Consider the following 20,014-nt stretch of genomic DNA (forward strand, 5'->3'; position numbering starts at 1 on the left):
GAACTGTGAATGGAGTACTCCGGCTCAGCAGGAATCTGGAATTTAAGAGTTTGAGGTAGGATTCATGTCGATCAAATCGATGGATATTCGGGTTGAAGAACTTCGCAAGAAACGCGAGCAGGTAATGCTCGGCGGCGGCGCGGACAAGCTGGACAAGCACCGCGCCAGTGGCAAAATGACGGCGCGCGAACGAGTGGACGGGCTGGTGGACAAGGGTTCGTTCATGGAGACGGGCCTGTTTGCGCAGCACCGGGCGACCTTGTTCGGAATGGCAGGCAAAGAAACGGCAGCCGACGGTGTGGTGACCGGTTCCGCGGCAGTCCACGGCCGGCTGGTGCATGTGGCCAGCCAGGACTTCACGGTTCTGGGCGGTTCGGCCGGCGAACTTCACTCCACTAAGGTGTCCGAAGCGATGATGCAGTCGCTGAAGACCGGCTCCCCGTTTGTCTTCATCAACGACTCGGGTGGAGCTCGCGTTCAGGAAGGTATCGATTCGCTCTCCGGTTACGGTAAGGTCTTCTATACCAATGTGATGCTGAGCGGCGCTGTGCCCCAGATCTCGCTCATCTGCGGACCCTGCGCTGGCGGCGCGGCCTACTCCCCGGCCCTCACTGACTTTATTATCCAGACCCGCAAGGCGCAGATGTTCATCACCGGTCCGCAGGTCATCAAGCAGGTGACGGGCGAAACGGTGACAGCCGACGACCTGGGTGGACCGGACGCGCATATGGCGAAGTCGGGTGTGATCCATTTCATCGCGGAAGACGACAAGGAAGCGCTGCTGTTGTGCCAGAAGCTGCTCAGCTTCCTGCCGTCGAACAACCTGGAAGATCCGCCCGAGATGCCGGGCGAGTATAGCTGCGAACCAAACCCGGAACTGGCCACCATCGTCCCGGTGGATGGCAAGAAGGGGTATGACGTGCGCGACGTCATCCTGCGGATCGTCGACAACGGCGACTTCCTGGAAGTCCAGGCTGGCCATGCGGCGAACATCGTGATTGGCTTTGCACGCATTTGCGGCCGCAGCATCGGAATCATTGCCAACCAGCCCGCAGTGCAGGCCGGCGTGCTCGACATCGACGCCAGCAGCAAGGGCGCGCGGTTCATCCGCTTCTGCAACGCATTCAATATCCCGCTCGTCACCCTGGTGGACGTCCCCGGCTTCCTGCCTGGCGTGCAGCAGGAATACGGCGGCATCATCCGTCACGGCGCCAAGATGCTGTTTGCTTACTCCGCCGCGACGGTGCCCAAGATCACGGTGATCCTGCGCAAAGCCTACGGTGGAGCTTACCTCGCGATGTGCTGCAAGGATCTTGGTGCTGACCGCAGCTACGCCTGGCCCACCGCGGAAATCGCCGTCATGGGCGCCGAGGGCGCGGCCGAGATCGTCTTCCGCAAAGAGATCAGCGAAGCCACCGATAAGGTTGGCAAGCGCAAGGAGATGATCGACCAGTACCGCGAAGCCTTCTCCAATCCGTTCGTCGCTGCCGGCCGTCGGCTGGTGGACGACATCATCGAGCCGGCCGACACCCGCAAGGTGATCGCGCAGGCATTGGAATACCTGCACACGAAGCGCGAACTCAGGCCCGGCAAGAAGCACGGCCTGATGCCGCTGTAAAGCGAGGCATTCAATGAGCAAAGTCACACTGAAGAGTCTCAGCGAGGAACTGGACGCGTTACGTCAGCATCTGGCGGCGTTGACGGCCAAAATCGGCGAACTGGAGGGAGTGGCCGCGGCTGCTCCTTCCGGCAGCGTCGAGGTGGAAGCTGAAGAGAAAGTGGTGCTGCGGGAGCCTGAAGAGATTTCAGACGAAATCATGCTGGCTCTGTCGGCAGCGGTGGCCGCTTATCTCGGCACCCGGGCCCCCATCCGCACCGTGCGTCTACTGGGTTCCACAGCCTGGGCCCAGGAAGGCCGCGTCAGCATCCAGGCCTCGCATCGCTTAAACGTACAGCATCACACTCTGAGGGTCAGGTAAGCAGGAGAGCAGCCGTGAAATTGAAGATTACAATTGACCAAAAAGTCTATGAAGTCGAGGTGGAAGCCTCGGCTCCGGAGCAGCCGCAGTTGCCGCCGGTGGGCTACCTGATGCAGCCGGCCGCCGTGCGTGTGCCCGCCGCTCCGCAGGCGCCAGCCGCCGCAAACGGCGGGGTCCCCGTGAACGAAGACAAAGTTTGCCGCAGCCCGATCTCCGGCATCGTTGTGAAGATCTCGGCGCAGGAAGGCCAGAACATCCAGACCGGCGATACCATTCTCGTGTTGGAAGCAATGAAAATGGAGACCAACATTACGGCCCCGGTGGCCGGCAAGATCTCCAAGATCAACGTGAATCCAGGCGACGGCGTCCAGGCTGGCGTTGTCCTCGTGGAATTCGAGTAAGGAGGCAAGTCAGTCATGGTAAACGAACTGATTTCCGCCGGCTTCGAATTTGTCGATCACGTGGCCATTGCGGTCAAGCAGGGTGAACTCGACGCGCAGGTACTGAAGTACAAGGCGCTGGGCTTCACCGAACTGCACCGCGAAGAAGTATACGGCAAGCACCAGGTGCGCGAAGTCCTGATGCAGATCGGCGCTGGTCCGAACCTGATCCAGTTGCTGGAACCGCTGTCTCCGGAATCCCCGGTGGCCAAGCAGATTGAAAAGAGTGGCGGGCGGGGTGGTTTCGCCCACCTCGCATTCCGGGTGAAGGATATCAACGTGGCTTACGCCGCGATGAAGGAAAAGGGCTTCAACCTGACGCAGGAACCCGGACCCGGCTCGCGCGGCACGATGATCTTCTTCGTCCATCCGAAGGACTTCAGCTATCTCATTGAGGTGGTACAGGAGGGCACACCCCATGCCTGATGCTGCACCGGGCACTGATACCTTGCGCCTGAAGGAAGAGTTTCCGCCGGTCTCCACTGCCGACTGGGAAGCCACAATCATCGCCGACCTGAAGGGCGCGGACTACGAGAAGCGGCTGGTCTGGAAGACGGAAGAGGGCATTGCGGTCCGTCCCTACTACCGGAGCGAGAATCTGCCCGCGCAGACTGCGCGCGCGCTGAATGCCGGCCCGTGGGAGATTGCCCAGGGACCCGCGCCGGAACGCGCCATCCTGGCCGCCGCTCACCACGAAGCGGGCGCCACGGCCGTTCAGGAACTCGCTTATGCCATAGCGGAAGGCTCCGACCGGCTGGCCGCGGGCGCGGATCCTGCACAGACCTTCGTCTTTGCCGTCGGCTCCAACTACTTCGTTGAAATCGCCAAACTACGCGCCGCCCGCCTCCTCTGGAAGCGGGTGGTTTCGGCGTTTGGCCTGCCGGAAGCGCCTGTCCGGATCCACGCCGTCACGGCGCTGGAGAACAAAAGCATCTACGACCCCTACACAAACCTGCTGCGGGTGACCACGGAGGCTCTGTCCGGCGTGCTGGGCGGCGCGGATTCGATGAAGGTGCAGGCGACGGGTTTTCCGGAACGCCTGGCGAAGAACGTGCAGCTTGTCATCAAGGAAGAGGCGCACCTGGATAAGGTGGCCGATGCGGCCGGCGGGTCCTACTACATTGAGGCGCTCACCGATGCCCTAGCCCAGGCTGCCTGGAAGCTCTTCCAGCAGGTTGAGTCTGAAGGCGGTTTTGCCGCCGCCCAGGGCAGCATTGCCGCGGCCATCGCGGTTTCCCGCGCGGCCAAGGAGAAAGCCATCGCCTCGCGCCGTCGGGTGCTCGTTGGCGTCAATAACTACCCGGACATCCACGAAAAAGAGCTGGACAACGCCGGGATCCTCAGCGGTTGGCACCTGGCCGGGCCGATCGAACAGATCAGGCTGCGCACGGAACGTCACGCGAAGCAGGCGGGCAAGACCGCGAAGGTCCTGCTGCTGAAGCGCGGCGATCTGAAGATGAAGATGGCCCGCGGCCAGTTCTGCCAGAACTTCTTCGGCTGCGCGGGCTTTGACATCGAGGAAAGCGAGATCTACGACGGTACAGACGCGGCGCTGATCGTGTTGTGCAGTTCCGATGCGGAGTACGTCGAGTTCGCCCGCGAAGTCTGTTCCAATGTGAAGGTGCCGGTCGTGGTGGCAGGCAATCCCAAGGAGCAGATCGAGGAGTTGAAGGCTCTTGGCGTGGCTGGCTTTGTTCATGTGCTCTCGAACATGGTGGACACCCTGAACGAGTGGCAGGACAAGCTGGGAATCGGCGGAAAGGAGGAGAAGTAAGCCATGCGTCCGGATTTCACAAAGATTGACTATGCGGCTCCGGCCCCAGAGGCCGCTCCTGCGTCCGCTACGGCCCAGAACTGGATCACGAACGAGCAGATCGCGGTGAAGCCTTACTACACCGCGGAGGATCTGGCCGGGCTCGAGCATCTCGAGTACGCGGCGGGCCTGCCTCCGTATTTGCGTGGACCCTATTCCACGATGTACGTCATGCGACCCTGGACGATCCGGCAGTACGCCGGCTTCTCCACTGCCGAAGAGTCGAATGCCTTCTACCGCCGCAATCTCGCGGCCGGCCAGAAAGGTCTCTCGGTCGCGTTCGACCTGGCGACGCACCGCGGCTATGACAGCGATCATGAACGGGTGACGGGCGATGTAGGCAAGGCCGGCGTGGCTATCGATTCCGTCGAGGACATGAAGATCCTCTTCAATCAGATCCCGCTGGACCAGATGTCTGTTTCGATGACCATGAATGGGGCCGTACTGCCCATTATGGCCTTCTACATCGTGGCCGCCGAAGAGCAGGGCGTGCCCACGCAGAAGCTGAGCGGAACCATTCAGAACGACATTCTGAAAGAGTTCATGGTCCGCAACACGTACATCTATCCGCCGGCTCCGTCGATGCACATCATTGGCGACATCTTCCGGTATTGTTCCGAACGGATGCCCAAGTTCAACTGCATCTCGATCTCGGGCTACCACATGCAGGAAGCGGGCGCGACGGCTGACATCGAGCTGGCCTACACGCTGGCCGATGGATTGGAGTACCTGCGGACCGGAATCAAGTCCGGTTTGAATGTGGATGAGTTTGCGCCGCGCCTGAGCTTCTTCTGGGCTATCGGCATGAACCACTTCATGGAGATTGCCAAGATGCGCGCCGCTCGCGTGCTGTGGGCGAAGATCGTGAAGTCGTTCAACCCGAAGAACCCGAAGTCGATGGCGCTGCGTACGCACTCGCAGACTTCGGGCTGGTCGTTGACGGCGCAGGATGTGTTCAACAACGTGGTGCGTACGGCAGTTGAAGCCACTGCCGCCGCGCTGGGCCATACACAGTCGCTGCACACCAACGCGCTGGACGAAGCCATTGCGCTGCCCACTGACTTCTCGGCGCGTATCGCGAGAAACACCCAGATCTACCTGCAGGAAGAGACCGGCCTGTGCCGGGTGGTGGATCCCTGGGCCGGCAGCTATTACGTCGAGTCTCTCACCAACGAGCTGATGCAGAAGGCGTGGCATCTCATCCAGGAAGTGGAAACCCTGGGCGGCATGACCAAGGCCATCGAAACCGGCCTGCCGAAGATGCGCATCGAAGAGGCGGCGGCCCGCCGCCAGGCGCGTATCGACTCCGGTAAGGAAACGATCGTCGGCATCAATAAGTACCGGCTGGAGCAGGAAGAACAGCTCGACGTGCTGATGGTCGACAACCAGGCTGTCCGCGAGAGCCAGGTCCGGCGACTGAACGAGGTAAAGGCTACGCGCGACTCTGCCGCTGTCCAGGCCGCACTCGACGCTCTCACCAAGTGCGCCGAGACGGGTGAAGGCAACGTGCTGGAACTCGCCGTCACGGCCGCTCGCCTGCGGGCGACGCTGGGCGAGATCTCGATGGCGCTGGAGAAAGTGCACGGCCGCTACCAGGCGGTAAACCGCACCATCTCCGGAGTCTATTCGAGCGAGAGTCAGAGCGATCCTGAGTTCCAGAAGGCGAGCAAAGCCGCTGAGGAATTCTCCCGGCTGGAAGGCCGGCGGCCGCGGCTGCTGGTCGCCAAAATGGGCCAGGACGGGCATGACCGCGGCGCCAAAGTGGTGGCCACGGCCTTTGCTGACCTCGGCTTTGATGTCGACGTCGGTCCGCTCTTCGCCACGCCCAAGGAAGTGGCGCGCATGGCGGTCGAGAACGACGTCCATGCAGTCGGTGTCAGCTCCCTGGCCGGCGGCCACAAGTCGCTGGTTCCAGAGTTGGTGGCCGAACTGAAGCGGTTGGGCCGTCAGGACATCGTGGTATTTGTGGGTGGCGTGATTCCTCCCCAGGACTACGACGAGCTCAAGGCGGCTGGTGCGATCGATGTGTTTGGACCAGGTTCGGTGATTCCTGTCTGCGCGCAGAAGGTGCTGGCGGCATTGATGGAGATGCCGAGTGCCGCCTGATCCCACGCCAGGCGCAACATCCAGCGGCGGGCGGCCTCGACGGGGCCGCCTGTCCGCTGAAGCATATGTGGACGGTGTGCTGCGCGGCGATCGAGTCGTGCTGGCCCGTGCCATCACCGTCATAGAAAGCGAGCTCCCCTCCGACGGCGATCTCTCTGATCGAATTCTGGAAGGCGTGCTTCCGCGTTCCGGCGGCTCGCGGCGCATCGGGATCACCGGAGTGCCAGGGGCAGGGAAGTCCACTTTCATCGATACCCTGGGCCTGCATCTTGTCCGTGAACACGGCGAGAAGGTAGCAGTTCTCAGTATCGATCCCTCCAGCCCGATCTCCGGCGGCAGCATTCTCGGTGACAAGACCCGCATGGAACGGTTGTCGATGGAGGAGGACGCCTTCATCCGCCCCTCTCCGTCGAAGTGCCATCTTGGCGGCGTGGCCCGCCGCACCCGTGAGACGATTCTGCTGTGTGAGGCCGCCGGCTTCCGGAACGTCATTGTCGAGACGGTAGGAGTCGGGCAAAGTGAGACGGCCGTCCGGTCGATGACGGATTATTTCCTGCTGCTGATGATCTCCGGCGCGGGTGATGAGCTGCAGGGCATTAAGCGCGGCATTATCGAGATGATCGATGGCATGGTCATCAACAAGGCGGATGGAGACAATAAGCCCCGAGCCGAACGCGCCCGCGTGGAGTATTCAAATGCTCTCCACCTGTTCCCGATGAGCCCGGATGGCTGGTCGCCGAAGGTTTTGACGTGCTCGTCGCTGACAGGCGAAGGCGTGCCGGAGGTCTGGGAATCGGTGCTGGAGCATCGTGCGCAGATGAAGGCCAACGGGCATTTCCACGACCGCCGCCGCCGCCAGGCCCTCAACTGGATGCAGGAGTTGATCAGCCTTGGCCTGGAGGCCCAGTTCAAACAGGATCCACAGGTGAGTGCCCGCCTGCCGCTGATGACGGAGGAAGTCCGTCGAGGGCACATCAGTTCATTCAGCGCCGCCCGCGAGCTGCTGGCGCTTTTTCATCCGGCCCGCGAGGGCTCCGAATAGGAGTTAAGTTTTCGTATGTCACTACCGTTCCCCATTCTCACCGCTGAAGAGGCGGCTGAGCTGATTCACCATGGCTCCACCATCGGGTTTAGCGGCTTCACGCCGGCCGGCGCGGCCAAGGCCATCCCCTTTGCACTCGCCGAGAAGGCCAAGCGGGAACACGCCGCGGGTCGTGAGTTCAAGGTCGGCGTGTTGACCGGCGCTTCCACGGGCAAGTCGCTTGACGGTGCTCTGGCAGAAGCCGAAGCCATCAGCTTCCGTACGCCTTACCAGTCGAACGCGGTGCTGCGCAAGCAGATCAACTCGGGCCAGGTGAAGTTCGTCGACATGCACCTGTCGCTGTTGCCGCAGATCGTGCGTTACGGGTTCCTGGGGCCGGTGCACTGGGCCGTGGTCGAGGCCTGCGACATCACCCCTGGCGGCGGCATTGTTCTCTCCACTTCTGTGGGCGCGGCCAACACCTACCTCCGCCTGGCTGACAAGGTCCTGATCGAACTGAACGCGAAGCACCCTGCCACCCTGCTGGGCATGCACGATATCTTCGAACCGCTGGATCCGCCGGCCCGCCAGGAGATCCCGGTCTACGCGTCATCCGACCGCATCGGCTCGCCCATCTGTGTCGTCGATCCCAAGAAGATCGCCGGTGTCGTCATGACGAACCTGGCCGATGAGAGCGGCGGGTTTGACGAACCCACTCCCGTAACCGACCAGATCGGACAGAATGTAGCCGACTTCCTGGTGGCCGAGATGAAGGCCAACCGAATCCCGGCGCAGTTCCTGCCGCTGCAATCGGGCGTCGGCAACATTGCCAACGCGGTGCTGGGCGCGCTGGGCCGCAGCAAGGAGATCCCGGCCTTCGAGATGTACACGGAAGTGCTGCAGGACTCCGTTGTGCCCCTGTTGGAGAACGGCCGCTGCACGTTCGCCTCTACCTGCGCGCTGACCCTGTCGCCCACGGCGATGGACAACGTCACGTCCAACATCGAGTTCTTCAAGAGCCGCATCCTGATGCGTCCGCAGGAGATTTCGAACCATCCCGAAATCGTCCGCCGCCTGGGTATCGTGTCGATGAATACCGCTATCGAAGTCGACCTCGGCGGCAACGTGAATTCGACGCACGTCATGGGCAAGACGATGATGAACGGCATCGGCGGGTCGGGCGACTTCACGCGCAACGCCTACCTGTCGATCTTCTCGTGCCCGTCTACGGCCAAGGGCGGCAAGATTTCCGCCATCGTGCCGCTGGCTTCGCACATGGATCACAGCGAGCATTCGGTCCAGGTCATCATCACGGAGCAGGGCGTGGCGGACCTGCGCGGCAAAGACCCGCGCGAGCGTGCCGAGTTGATCATCAAAAACTGCGCACATCCAGACTATCGCCAGCAATTGCGCGACTACCTCACGTTCACTGCGCCGACCAGTCACGAGCCGCTGTCGTTGTCGCTGGGCCTGGCCATGCACCGCCAGTTCACGCGGAGTGGGGACATGCGGAACATCAATTGGGCGGATTACCGATAATAATCTGATGAGTCCGAGGAAGCGCGGCAAACCCCAGTTCCATGGGCTTGCCGCGCATTCGTTTTTCGATGGCATGCCGCCGAACCGTCGCGACCGCTCCCTGCGGGCGCGGCACTGGCGCAGAGTGCTGAGAGCGGTTCGTCGCGCACGCCAGTATTGGCCTGATCTGGCCAGTGCGGTGGACCGGAAGCTGAGGCAGGGTGCGACAGTGGAGGCCGGGTTGTGGGATGCAATCACAAGCCCTTCGCTCGGCCATCTCTCACGCGGCACGGCGGCCCGGATCCTGGCCATTGCGAAACCCAGTGCTGCGGCGGATTGCCTCCTCAATCAGCTTTGGTCCCAGCAGGAAGAGCGGGCGCTTTTCGAAACGGCGCTGGCGATAGAAGAGACGCAGGACGCGCGGGTCATCCGGCCGCTGCTCGCCGCTTTGCAGGATCGTGAGCCTGGCCGGCAACTTGCGGCGGCCAGAGCCTTGGGCTGGGTGGATCCCAAAGGGAACGCGCGGGTGGCGAGGGTACTATCCGAGGTGCTTGCGGATACCTCGCGAACCCCGGCGGTTCGAGCCGAGGCCGCGCATTCGCTGGCGTACCAATATTCGAATCGCGCGATTCCATCCTTGTTGGCTGCGCTCTCGGATCCGGATGGTCTCATTCGATTCTGGTGCGTGGTGAGCTTAGGCTTCATAAAGAACCGGCGATCCTGGCGGCAGAGCGACTCCAGGGTAGTGCCGGCACTGGAATCGATGCTCAACGACACGGCAGCACCGGACGGCGTGTGGACTTCGGTCGGCAGAGAAGCCCTCTGGCAGTTGGCGCACCGAAATCCGATCCTCCCGGACTACGTCGAGAGGCTTCGAGTGGAGACAGAGCGCATCCTCTAGACCAATCTGGCATGACCCAGGAGCGGCCGTTCCGGCTTTCTCCGGCATTGCCGCATCATTATTGACATGGCTCTTCGCAATTCGTGATCCTCGAGCTATGAGAGATACGAAGCGGCGCAGGATCCTGAAGGCGCTCCGCCGTGCCAGGCACGACTGGCGCGCTCTCACCTGCGCAATCGAGAAGTCGCTGCGCCAGGGTGGGCCCGTGGAAGCCGCACTCTGCTCGGCGATCACCAGCGAGTCGTTGGGCCACTTTGCTCGCGGAATGGCGGCGCGAATCCTCTCGATTGGACGACCTGATCTCGCCCTAAACTGTCTCTTCCATCAGTTGTGGTCCCAGGATGAGAAACTCGCCCTGTGGTCGACTGGCCTCTCGATTGAGGAATTGCGCGATGCCCGGGCAATCCGGCCGCTGATCCGCGCTCTTTACGACACCCATCCGCATCGTCAGCACGCCGCCGCTCGTGCCTTGGGCTGGGTTCATCCCGGCAGTACCAGGGCCGGCCGTGTGCTCACCGATATCCTCGCGGACGGGTCTCAACCGCAACCGGTGCGCGAAGAGGCGGCGGAATCGCTGGCCTACCAGAACTCCAACCGCGCCATCCCCGCGTTGCTGGCCGCCATGCAGGAGCCGGATGAACGGATCCGGTTCTGGGCGACGTTCGCATTGGGACAGCTCCGCAACAGGCATTCCTGGCGGCAATCCGACCCAAGGGTGGTACCGGCGCTCGAGGCCAGGCTGGGCGACCATGTGACGCCGGAAGGGCAGTTCAATTCGGTCGCCCAGGAGGCGCTGGAGGCGCTGGCCTACTGGAATCCAAGTGTACCCAAATACGTCGAGCGACTCAAAGACGAGACGGAGCGAATTCTCAGCGAGCCAGGCTCGACAGAGAAGCAGCGGGCATGGGCACGAAACCGGTAGCGGCAAATTGGATCGGTGCCAGTAACCTTCTCCGCCTGGCCTCGCGATTCCGCTGCGGCCCGCGGCGGGAAGCCGTCTATTGGCCGGGCGGACGAGGGGCGGCTGAACCGAAGCTCCGCACATGCATCTCCTGCATGAATTTCTGCAACGCTGCCCAGCCCTCCGACGACAGACTCCGCCGAGCCTGCTCCAGGCTTTGTCTAGCCATCTCCACCCCTTGCCGGTTCCATTCGTCCATCGCTTTCCTGTCGATGGGCTTGCGCTGCTCGCGCCACGCCTGCTGCTGCGACTGCAACGACTTCGTCCACGCCTGCTGCATCCTGTCGAAATCGGCAAAGATCCCGGCCAGTAGCTTCGCATCGTCCTCATTGAGCCGCAGCCCCGGCAGCACGCCCACGCCGGCCCTATTCTGCGAAGCCTGCCACGCCACATGTTGACCGGCCAGCAGTCGGAATTTCGTCTCATCCGGCACGGGCCGTTCCTCCGGCATCGGGTTCCGGTAGCGCGCCGGCGGCTGCGCATCCTCCATGCCCGCCAGTTGCAGCACGGGTTGCCGCGCCTGCGCCCACCAGTCCTGCCAGAACCGCACTTGCGCCGCCACCTCCTCGGGGTCTGCCAGCGGCGAGTGGTTTGGACACTGACCGTTCATCGTGGCCGGATCCCATAGCTTGAGACCCCTGGGCGCTCCGGGATCGCTTCTCAACACCATGCATAGCGCCATCACGGTATTCGAGCGAATATCCCGATCCGGATGGCTGAGCATGGCGGCCAGGAAGGGCACAGCTTCCAATTGCCGCGATCCTGCTAAGAGCGAACTCCCCCGGCTCTCCAGGCTCTGCAGGCGCGTCTCGGATACGATCATCCGCCCCACCGCCTGAAGTGTCGCCGGGTCTTTCTGCACCAACTCCTGTCGCAGGTGACTGGCCAGTTCCAGCGCCGCCGGAGTGACGGCCAACGCCGTAAAATCCTTTTCGAATTGGAGCACCGCGCCGGAATCGCCCCTGCGTATCAGGCCAATCAGGCCGAGGGCCCTCAGGCTGGGCTGGGAGGACGCTGCGAAACGGCGCTGCAACGGCAGTAGCGCGTCGGGCGGCAGCCGGTCCAGCCAGCGGCACCAGTCCCGGAATTGCACTTGAGCCTGCGACAGCCGGACGCCCTGGGCGTTAGGGCTCGCTTCCAGGTTGAGCTTCGCCCCCTCCGTTTCCGCCGCCAACTCCAGCGCCGCCCCCACTTCCATGGCGATCCTGACTTCCAGCGTGCTGTCCGGCGCATAGAAGTATTCCGGATTCAGCGCGCCCGCCGGCACCGGCAGAAACACTCCACCCAGCGCGCCAGGCACAGAAAGGACCATCGGAAGGGGCGCCCATGCATCACCCGTTCGTTTCAGCAGCCACAGCCCACTGGCTTGCGGCATCGACTGCGAATTCGTCTTGGGCCACATGCCGCGAATGGGAAACGACCAGGAGAACGGGACAGACGTACCTGGCAGCAACGGCCCCGACAACGCCCGCCGCACCTGCAATACCGCGGAGGAATGCACCTGCCCGCCACTTTCTGTCAATTGCCCGGATACGATTTCCCCGACCACCACCGCATCCGCCTCTTTCCACGGCTCAGGCGGCTGCCCAAACAGGTGAAATGTGCAGAGAATTACCAGAATGAGAATAAGGCGCATTTTCGTTCTGCCTCATTGAAGCACAAATGTCCGGGAAATCAAGCCTCCCACCATGCCACCTGGCCAGCCCGGTTGCGCCGCCACTCGAATCGAATAGCATAAGGAGGACGCTATGAAACCGACACTCCTCCTGCTGGCCTTTGCCACCGCACTCTCCGCCCAAACCCCTGCCGCCGAGCCCTCGGAACTCTCCAAGCTCAAGACCACCGTTGGACGCCAGGAACGCATCCTCAAGGACTGGCCCAACCTCAATCGCTATCGGGCCGAGAACGCCACCGTCGCTGCCCCCGCGACTGGCGAAGAGCGAGTCGTCTTCATGGGCGATTCCATCACCGACGGTTGGGGCCGCCGTTACGGCAAATTCTTCCCCGGCAAGCCATACATCAATCGCGGCATCAGCGGCCAGACCACTCCGCAGATGCTGCTACGCTTTCGCGCCGATGTCATCGATCTGCATCCGAAAGTGGTCGTGATCCTTGCCGGCACGAACGACATCTCGGCCAACACCGGCCCCATGACCCTGGAGGAGACCGAAGCCAACCTGATGTCCATGGCGGAACTGGCTCGTGCCAACGGCATCCGCGTCGTTCTCTCCGCATTGCTCCCCACCTGCGACTACATCCGCCCCCAGACGGAGCGCCGTCCGAACGAGAAGATCCGCGAGTTGAACACCTGGATGCGCGGCTACGCGGCCGGCACCGGCGCTATCTTCCTCGACTACTTCAATCCGTCCCTGGATGACAAGCAGGTTCTCAAGAAGGAGCTTACCTACGATGGCCTGCACCCGAATGAAGCAGGCTACGAAGTGATGGGACCGCTGGCCCAGAAGGCCATCGATGCCGCGCTCGCGAAATAGGCTCACCATGCGGTATGCCCTGCTCGCCCTCACAAGTTTCCTGGCTACGGCCACTGCTCAACCACAACAGGATCTCGATATACTGCTGCGGTTGCTGCCGGCCTCCAATGCCAAAATCACCGGCCGTATCAATGCCAAAGACAAGAGTTGGGAGGACTGGCAGCGCCGTACCGGCGAACTGCCGCCCGACTTCTCGAAACTGCCCAAACGGCCGTTCCTGCCGGATCCGTTTGTCGACGTGAAGACAGGAGCCGCCGTTCGTACCCGGGCCGAATGGGCCGCCCAGCGCGAGCATGTCCGCAGCCTCTATGAGCAATGGGTCTTCGGCCGGATCCCACCCAAGCCCAACAACCTGAAAGTCACCCTTCAGCGCGAGTCGAAAGACGGCCCACTGACCATTCGCGAGGTCCTGTTGGAGTTTGGCCCGGAACACAAGGCGCGGCTCCACGTGCAGCTCATCATTCCTCCAGGCAAAGGGCCCTTTCCCGTCTTCTTGACCAATCATCCGCGAACCAGGGCCTGGGTCAGCACGGCCGTGCGCCGCGGGTACATCGGAGCCATCTATCAGGCAATGGACCCCGTCTACGGCTTCGAAGACGATAGCGAAACATTCATCGAGGCCTACCCGGATTACGACTTCTCCTGCCTCGCCCGCTGGGCCTGGGCCGGCATGCGCGCCGTCGATTTCCTGCAGACCGTGCCGGAGGTCGACAAGGCCCGCATCGCCATCAGCGGCCATTCGCGCAACGGCAAGCAGGCGCTGCTGGCTGCCGCTTTGGACGAGCGCATCGGCGCCATCGCCCTCTCCAGCGGCAACACCGGGGAAGGGAATCCGTGGCGCTTCACCACAGATGCTTTCTTTAACGAAAGCCTGGACGGAATCACCACGAACTTTCCGCACTGGTTCCACCCGCGTTTGCGGTTCTTCTCGGGACGCGAGGACCAGTTGCCCATCGATCAGAATCTGCTGATGGCGATGGTGGCTCCACGCGGCCTGCTGCTGGCGTCCGCTTATTCGGAAGGGCAGGGAGCTCCCTTCGGTTTCGAACAGGCCTACCGAAGCGTCAAGCGAGTCTATGAATGGTTCGGAGCGCCTGGCAAGGTCGGCCTATCCCTGCGAGCCGGCGAGCACGCCACCACAGCCGAAGACATCGAGAAGTACGTCGACTTCTTCGATCTCACCTTTGGCCGCGCCACCGGCAAGCCACCGGAAACCTGGGTGCTGGGCTACGATTTCGACACCTGGAAACGCCTGAGCGGAGAGACCACAGCAAAGCCTGCCACGGATCCCATCCGCTATCTACTCGGCGACGAACCGGCGGGCGTCACTTACCCGGCAGCCACCGCCGTCAAGGCCTCCGCCCCGTCCAGCGACGGCTGGCTGGCCGATCTCTACCGCCGCCCCCTGCAGATCGCAGGCGCCAAATACGCGCCCATCGCCTTTGGCGACGATCTCAAGGGGGATCTCTACCTGCCCGCTTCCCGAGTCGGCCAAGGCCAGCGCGTGCCGGTTGTCATCTGGCTGCATCCGTATAGCCACGCCACCGGCTACTCGCGTCAGGGACGCCGGCCGATCGAGGAATTCGTGAAGCGCGGCTTCGCCGTCCTGGCCTTCGATCAGATAGGCTTTGGCACCCGCATCCACCAGCAACTCGAGTTCTACCGCCGCTATCCCCACTGGTCGCTGTTAGGGAAGATGGTGACTGACACCCGCGCCGCTGTCGCCGCCGTCCGCAGCCTGGATGTCATCGATCCGGGCAAGGTCTATCTGGCCGGTTTCTCGCTGGGCGCGCGGGTCGCCCTCTGGACCGCCTCGCAGGAGCCCAACGTCACTGGCATCGCCATGGTGGGCGGTTTCCAACCCTTGAAACTCTCCAAGCCGGATGACGGTTCGGAGGGGATCCGACACTTCTCGCATCTCCATGGCCTGCTGCCGCGCATGGGCTTCTACCTGGGCAAGGAGGCGCAACTGCCAGCCGATGACAGCGACGTGCTGGCTCGACTGGGCACCCGTCCGGTCCTGCTCATCTCGGGCACTTTGGACCACTACGCGCCGGTCGATCAGGTCCGCCAGGGAACGGCTGGACGCGCGAATGTGAAGCTCCTGACACCCGAGGACTTTCATCGCGACACGCCCGCCAGCATCACGGCCACGGCCGACTGGCTGGCCGCGCAGGTATCCAAGTAGACTACGGCAATTCCATCCTGCCCAGCGCCGCGGCGATCTGTGCTCCGACGCGGGCGTTGTTCCGGATGAGGGCGATATTGCTCTCCAGGCTGCGCCCACCGGTGAGTTCCTTGATTCTCGAGAGCAGAAACGGCGTCAGCGCCTTGCCGCTGATCCCCGCGGCGGTTGCTTGCTCCAGCGCACCCCGAATCGCCGCCCTGGTCACATCTTCCGGCAGCGCCTGCTCCTGCGGTAAGGGCACCGCCACCAGCAGGCCGCCATCCAGCCCGAGTCTCCGCTTGACCGCAAACACGCTGGCCACCTCTTCCGCCGAATCCACACGCCAGCCGCTGCTGCAACCGCTGCTCCTGGAGTAGAACAACGGAAAGTCGTCGCTGCCCCACGTCGCCACCGGCACCCGTTGCGTCTCCAGCCACTCCAGTGTTGCTGCGATGTCCATAAAGGCCTTGGCGCCCGCGCACACAGTAATGACGGGATACCCGGCAATGGCCGGCAGATCGGCCGAGATGTCGAAATCCTTGCCAGCGTTCGGACCCACGGCTCCGATCCCGCCTGTCACAAAGACGCGAATGCCCGCCCCCGACGCGATCGCGATACTGGCGCCCGCCGTGACCGCCGCGTTTCGCCCTTGCGCCACAGCCATGGGGATATCCCGCTCACATGCCTTGAGCACGCCCTCTTCCGACCCCATTCGCCGGATCTCCGCCTCGCTCAGCCCCACGATGATGCGGCCGCCCAGGATCCCCAGGGTGGCCGGTGTCGCCCCTTCCTCCGCCACTATCGCCTCGACCTCCAGCGCCGTTTCCACATTCACGGGATACGGCATGCCATGCGCGATGATCGTGGACTCCAGCGCCACCACCGGCAATTTCGACGCTCGTATGCGCGGCGCGATCCACAGTTGGTCGGACTTCATCCCACCAGGATGGCCCATTTCAGCAGGTCTGCGTGTGACAGGCCGGGTGGTGGTTCCAGCCCCAGGAATCGCAGCGCCTCTTCCATTGCCATGCCTGGACTCGACGCATCCACCGGCGCAGCTCCGGTCTGCTTGCTCAGTTTCTCGCCCGTCGCATTGCGGACCACGGGCACGTGGAGGTATCGCGGCTCCGGATAGCCCAACAGCCGTTGCAGATAGATTTGGCGGGGTGTCGAAGCGAGGAGATCCTCTCCGCGCACGACATCCGTGATGCCCTGGTCCGCGTCGTCCACCACAACGGCGAGTTGGTACGCGAAGAACCCGTCCGCGCGTAGCAGGACAAAGTCCCCCACTTCCCTCAGCAGGTTCTGCTCCTGCTGGCCCAGGCGCCGGTCTGTGAATCGTACAGCCTCATCCGGGACCCGCACACGCCACGCCCGAGCCGCGCGTCCCTCCGGCAGTCCCGCCCTGCAGGTGCCTGGATACGGCTTCTCGCCGCTGGGCGCCGTCGCGACAGCTGAGTCCACAATCTCTTTCCGCGTACAGGCGCACGGGAAGACATGCCCGCCGTCCCGCAACCGCTCCAGGGCGGCCTGGTACAACTGCTTGCGCTGGCTTTGGTAGACGACCGGCCCGTCCCAGGCCAACCCGAAGGCTTCCAGCGCCCGCAGGATCGCATCTGCCGCGCCCGGCACGCTGCGAGGCTCGTCCACATCCTCCATCCGCACCAGCCACAAGCCGCCAGCCCGCCGCGCATCCACATAGCTCGCCACAGCCGCCACCAGCGATCCCTGGTGTAGCGGACCTGTCGGCGAAGGTGCGAATCGTCCTCGATACGGCATAGAAGGCGGCCCCGTTCCGGCCGCTCTCCCCATTGTCCCAAAGCCCGCTCCGCAACCGCGGAAAGCCCGTGGGAATGCCCCCGTCCCATGCTGTAAACTCGTCGGAAGTGGGTGCTTTCAGGTGGTCCGTCCCGTGCATCCACTGCCTGCGCGTCGAAGGGAAAGTTCCGTCATGAAAGTGCACTCCGCCTGTCTTGCCGCCATTTGCCTGCTGGGCACGCTGCCCGTAGTCACTGCCCAACAGGAGGCGACACCCCCGGCTGGAAACTACAGTGCTGACCGCCCCGTCGATTTCCTGCACATGAAGCTCGAATACCGCTTCACCGCGAAAGAGATCGCTGAGCGCGTCGCCGAAGGCCGCGTCACCTTCACCCTTACGCCCATCGCCAACCCGGTCCGCTCCCTGCGTCTCGATGCGGTGGACATGCGGATCCTCGACACCGAGGTGAATGGCGAGACAGTGACCTTCAGCTACGACGACAAGTCCCTCGAAATCCCCTTCGCCGCCCCGGTTGAGCCCGGCCGCAATGTCGAGGTCACCGTGCATTTCCGCGTCGAGCGCCCCGATCGCGGCCTCCACTTCATCCTCCCCAATGCTAACGATCCCCAGAAGCAGACCATCGTCTACACCATGGGCGAGGGCATGGACGCCCGCCACTGGCTGCCCGCCCACGACTGGCCCAACGAGCGCTGGACCTCAGACCTCCTCATCACCGTGCCCAAGGGCTTCTCAGCCGTTTCCGTCGGCAAGCTCGTGGGCTCCACGCCGGCCGGAGACGAGGTCACCTGGCACTGGAAGAGCGACCAGCCTACCGATCCGCATATGCTCGGCTTCGCCGTAGGCCGCTATGTGAAGCTCGAGGACACCTGGCGCGGCCGCCCCGTACTGGCCTTCGTACCCGCCGGCAAAGAAGCCGCCGGCCGCTACACCTTCCGCCGCGTGAATCAGATCCTCGACTTCTATTCCTCCCTGACCGGAGTTGACTACCCGTACGACTCCTTCGCCCACGCCGCCGTCACCGACCATCATCATCGCGGTATGGAACATGCCGGCTTCTCCATGATCGATCCGGCCATGTTCAGCACCGGTCCGAATGACGATGGCCTCGAGCCGCTGGAGCCCGGTTGGCCCGGCTATACCATCGAGACCAACCTTGTCGCCCATATGCTCGCCCACAGTTGGTTCGGCGGCATCGCCAGCTATCGCAACGCCTCCCAGGGCTGGTTGAACGAGGGTTTCGGTACTTATCTTCATATGGCCTGGGCCGGACACGCCGACAATGAGGCCGTCTTCCTCTCCCTGATGCGCGGCGCCGCCCAAAGCCTTTCGTTCAGCGATTCCAGTGAAACCGGCCGCCCCATGGTCTGGCGGCAGTTCAACCAGCCCATGGAAGTCTTCCAATACGACGGTGGCAAGATCTATTGGAAGGGCGCCTGGATTGTCCACATGCTGCGCAGCCAGCTTGGCGACAAGATCTTCTGGGGCGCCGTAAAGAATTACCTGAACGATCATCGTTGGGGTAGTGTAGAAACGGCAGATCTCCGCCGCGCCCTGGAGAAAGAATCTGGCCGCGACCTCGAGCGCTTTTTCGATCAATGGGTCTACGGCAAAGGCATCCCGCGCCTGAAGGCCGCCTACCGCTGGGATCCCGTAAAGAAGTCCGCCACCCTCACCCTGCAGCAGACCCAGCGCATCGCCGCCGACAGCCCTGCGTTCCATCTCCCCATCGAGCTCTACTTCCGTGTCGCCGGCAAGGATGAATGGCGCAACGTCCAACTGGACCGCGCCACCCAGGACTACTCCTTCGCCTTCGACGCCGCCCCCGAGGCCTTCGCTATCGACGCGAACGGCAAGCTGCTCTCCACCCTCGCGGTCGAGACCCCGCGGGCCATGCTCGAATGGCTGGCCACCAGCGGACCCACGCCGCTGGCCCAGATCCGCGCCGCGGAAGCACTCGGCAATCAACCAGCCGGTTCCTCCATCGCGGCGCTTTCCAACCTGCTGCTTTCACCCAAGGCTCTCTGGCCCGTCCGCCAGGTCGCCGCAACCGCCCTGGGACGCCTCCAGATGCCCGAGGCGGCACAGGCGCTGCTTGATGCGGAGAAGTCCGGTATCGCCGATCCGAGGGTGCTCAGCGCCGTCCTGGGCGCACTGTCAACCTATCCCTTCAGCGTTCCGGCCCATCAGGCACTCCTTCGTTACGCCACGGCCAACCCCGTCGACAAGCTCCAGGCGATGGCCGCCCGCCAGTTGGGCCGCATGAAGGCCTCGCCGGAACTCCAGAAGGCCAGCCTGACGCTGCTTGTAAACACCGCGAAATCGTCACCCCGGCCCATGGTCCGCGTCGCGGCCATTCAGTCTCTGGAACAGGCGGATGCCATCTCCGCCTACGACACCCTCTCAGACCTCGCCACCAAGCCGGGCGATCCCAACATCCGCAGCCGGGCAATTACCGCCCTGGGCGCGCTGGGGCGCGACGAGAAGCTCCGCGAGCGTACATTCATTGCGCTCTCCGGCTGGCTCGACGATCCCGACTACGCCGTCCGTCCCTCGGCCGCCCGTGCCCTAGGCCGGCTCGGCGATCCACGAGCGGTTGGTCAGCTCACCACTGCGGCCAGCAGCCCGCGCACCGTGCTGGAGAAGGAAGCACTGGAAGGCGCGCTCCGCAGCTTGCGCACTGCCCCTGATCCGCGCGCCCTGCCCGCGGGCCTGGTCGACCGCCTGGCCAGCATGGAGAAGGAGAATGTGCAGTTGAAAGAGCGGTTGGCGGATGTCACCAAACGCCTGGGTGCCTTGGAATCGAAGAAAGAGACGCCGGCCAAGTAAAGTTGGAGAA

16 protein-coding genes are annotated in these 20,014 nt (G+C 63.2%); 13 read left to right on the plus strand and 3 right to left on the minus strand.

The annotated features are described in order from the left end of the window. Positions 1-64 precede the first annotated feature (64 nt). From ACR9Y2_RS25340 to ACR9Y2_RS25385, 10 genes are all read left to right on the plus strand, one after another. On the plus strand, positions 65-1,618 hold the full coding sequence (locus ACR9Y2_RS25340) for an acyl-CoA carboxylase subunit beta (RefSeq protein WP_435044495.1): 1,554 nt from the start codon (positions 65-67) through the stop codon (positions 1,616-1,618). A 13-nt stretch (positions 1,619-1,631) separates the two neighbouring features. Beyond that, entirely contained in the window at positions 1,632-1,979 is a 348-nt protein-coding gene (locus ACR9Y2_RS25345) for a hypothetical protein (RefSeq protein WP_435044496.1), read from the plus strand. Between the two features lie 14 nt (positions 1,980-1,993). Then, entirely contained in the window at positions 1,994-2,380 is a 387-nt protein-coding gene (locus ACR9Y2_RS25350) for a biotin/lipoyl-containing protein (RefSeq protein ID WP_435044498.1), read from the plus strand. 15 nt (positions 2,381-2,395) lie between these two features. Beyond that, positions 2,396-2,845, plus strand: coding sequence for a VOC family protein (locus ACR9Y2_RS25355; RefSeq protein WP_435044500.1), 450 nt, complete (start codon positions 2,396-2,398; stop codon positions 2,843-2,845). Further along, positions 2,838-4,193, plus strand: a complete 1,356-nt coding sequence (locus ACR9Y2_RS25360; protein ID WP_435044501.1) for a methylmalonyl-CoA mutase family protein — start codon at positions 2,838-2,840, stop codon at positions 4,191-4,193. Before ACR9Y2_RS25355 ends, ACR9Y2_RS25360 begins: the two co-directional genes overlap by 8 nt. A gap of 3 nt (positions 4,194-4,196) precedes the next feature. Next, the gene (gene scpA / locus ACR9Y2_RS25365; RefSeq protein ID WP_435044502.1) at positions 4,197-6,338 is read left to right on the plus strand and encodes a methylmalonyl-CoA mutase; all 2,142 of its coding nucleotides are present in this window, start codon (positions 4,197-4,199) and stop codon (positions 6,336-6,338) included. Next, a complete protein-coding gene (meaB, locus tag ACR9Y2_RS25370) occupies positions 6,328-7,380 on the plus strand; it encodes a methylmalonyl Co-A mutase-associated GTPase MeaB (RefSeq protein ID WP_435044503.1) in 1,053 nt (350 codons plus the stop codon). Before scpA ends, meaB begins: the two co-directional genes overlap by 11 nt. 15 nt (positions 7,381-7,395) lie before the next feature. Further along, the gene (locus ACR9Y2_RS25375; protein WP_435044504.1) at positions 7,396-8,898 is read left to right on the plus strand and encodes an acetyl-CoA hydrolase/transferase family protein; all 1,503 of its coding nucleotides are present in this window, start codon (positions 7,396-7,398) and stop codon (positions 8,896-8,898) included. Positions 8,899-8,905: 7 nt separating this feature from the next. Next, positions 8,906-9,778, plus strand: coding sequence for a HEAT repeat domain-containing protein (locus ACR9Y2_RS25380; RefSeq protein ID WP_435044506.1), 873 nt, complete (start codon positions 8,906-8,908; stop codon positions 9,776-9,778). A gap of 97 nt (positions 9,779-9,875) precedes the next feature. Beyond that, positions 9,876-10,700, plus strand: coding sequence for a HEAT repeat domain-containing protein (locus ACR9Y2_RS25385; protein ID WP_435044507.1), 825 nt, complete (start codon positions 9,876-9,878; stop codon positions 10,698-10,700). Positions 10,701-10,776: 76 nt separating this feature from the next. On the opposite strand, the gene ACR9Y2_RS25390 is transcribed toward ACR9Y2_RS25385, so the two are convergent. Beyond that, a complete protein-coding gene (locus tag ACR9Y2_RS25390; protein WP_435044508.1) occupies positions 10,777-12,375 on the minus strand; it encodes a hypothetical protein in 1,599 nt (532 codons plus the stop codon). 112 nt (positions 12,376-12,487) lie between these two features. Between ACR9Y2_RS25390 and ACR9Y2_RS25395 the strand changes: the two genes are divergently transcribed. Together ACR9Y2_RS25395 and ACR9Y2_RS25400 are read left to right on the plus strand one after the other, a co-directional pair. Beyond that, a complete protein-coding gene (locus ACR9Y2_RS25395; RefSeq protein WP_435044509.1) occupies positions 12,488-13,231 on the plus strand; it encodes an SGNH/GDSL hydrolase family protein in 744 nt (247 codons plus the stop codon). Continuing rightward, positions 13,212-15,419 carry an alpha/beta hydrolase family protein gene (locus tag ACR9Y2_RS25400; protein WP_435044510.1) on the plus strand — a complete coding sequence of 736 codons (2,208 nt, stop codon included), beginning with the start codon at positions 13,212-13,214 and terminating at the stop codon, positions 15,417-15,419. Before ACR9Y2_RS25395 ends, ACR9Y2_RS25400 begins: the two co-directional genes overlap by 20 nt. Before the next feature lies 1 nt (position 15,420). Here the strand turns inward: ACR9Y2_RS25400 and ACR9Y2_RS25405 are convergent, their stop codons facing one another. Both ACR9Y2_RS25405 and gluQRS read right to left on the minus strand, forming a co-directional pair. Continuing rightward, entirely contained in the window at positions 15,421-16,335 is a 915-nt protein-coding gene (locus ACR9Y2_RS25405; RefSeq protein WP_435044511.1) for a pseudouridine-5'-phosphate glycosidase, read from the minus strand. Further along, complete coding sequence (gene gluQRS, locus ACR9Y2_RS25410; RefSeq protein WP_435044512.1) at positions 16,332-17,177, minus strand: tRNA glutamyl-Q(34) synthetase GluQRS; 846 nt, start codon at positions 17,175-17,177, stop codon at positions 16,332-16,334. The genes ACR9Y2_RS25405 and gluQRS overlap by 4 nt, the downstream gene beginning before the upstream one ends. Before the next feature lie 172 nt (positions 17,178-17,349). On the opposite strand from gluQRS, the gene ACR9Y2_RS25415 reads away from it, so the two are divergent. Further along, entirely contained in the window at positions 17,350-20,004 is a 2,655-nt protein-coding gene (locus ACR9Y2_RS25415; RefSeq protein ID WP_435044513.1) for a M1 family aminopeptidase, read from the plus strand. Positions 20,005-20,014 lie beyond the last annotated feature (10 nt).

This window comes from Paludibaculum fermentans, assembly GCF_051172195.1.
Taxonomy (GTDB): Bacteria; Acidobacteriota; Terriglobia; order Bryobacterales; family Bryobacteraceae; genus Paludibaculum; species Paludibaculum fermentans_A.

Bases quoted from the DNA above. Each gene is read 5' to 3' on its own strand.
- ACR9Y2_RS25340 (WP_435044495.1), top strand. From the start codon at position 65: ATGTCGATCAAATCGATGGATATTCGGGTTGAAGAACTTCGCAAGAAA.
- ACR9Y2_RS25345 (WP_435044496.1), top strand. From the start codon at position 1,632: ATGAGCAAAGTCACACTGAAGAGTCTCAGCGAGGAACTGGACGCGTTA.
- ACR9Y2_RS25355 (WP_435044500.1), top strand. From the start codon at position 2,396: ATGGTAAACGAACTGATTTCCGCCGGCTTCGAATTTGTCGATCACGTG.
- ACR9Y2_RS25360 (WP_435044501.1), top strand. From the start codon at position 2,838: ATGCCTGATGCTGCACCGGGCACTGATACCTTGCGCCTGAAGGAAGAG.
- scpA (WP_435044502.1), top strand. From the start codon at position 4,197: ATGCGTCCGGATTTCACAAAGATTGACTATGCGGCTCCGGCCCCAGAG.
- ACR9Y2_RS25375 (WP_435044504.1), top strand. From the start codon at position 7,396: ATGTCACTACCGTTCCCCATTCTCACCGCTGAAGAGGCGGCTGAGCTG.
- ACR9Y2_RS25380 (WP_435044506.1), top strand. From the start codon at position 8,906: ATGAGTCCGAGGAAGCGCGGCAAACCCCAGTTCCATGGGCTTGCCGCG.
- ACR9Y2_RS25385 (WP_435044507.1), top strand. From the start codon at position 9,876: ATGAGAGATACGAAGCGGCGCAGGATCCTGAAGGCGCTCCGCCGTGCC.
- ACR9Y2_RS25390 (WP_435044508.1), bottom strand. From the start codon at position 12,375: ATGCGCCTTATTCTCATTCTGGTAATTCTCTGCACATTTCACCTGTTT.
- ACR9Y2_RS25395 (WP_435044509.1), top strand. From the start codon at position 12,488: ATGAAACCGACACTCCTCCTGCTGGCCTTTGCCACCGCACTCTCCGCC.
- ACR9Y2_RS25400 (WP_435044510.1), top strand. From the start codon at position 13,212: ATGCCGCGCTCGCGAAATAGGCTCACCATGCGGTATGCCCTGCTCGCC.
- ACR9Y2_RS25405 (WP_435044511.1), bottom strand. From the start codon at position 16,335: ATGAAGTCCGACCAACTGTGGATCGCGCCGCGCATACGAGCGTCGAAA.
- gluQRS (WP_435044512.1), bottom strand. From the start codon at position 17,177: ATGCCGTATCGAGGACGATTCGCACCTTCGCCGACAGGTCCGCTACAC.
- ACR9Y2_RS25415 (WP_435044513.1), top strand. From the start codon at position 17,350: ATGAAAGTGCACTCCGCCTGTCTTGCCGCCATTTGCCTGCTGGGCACG.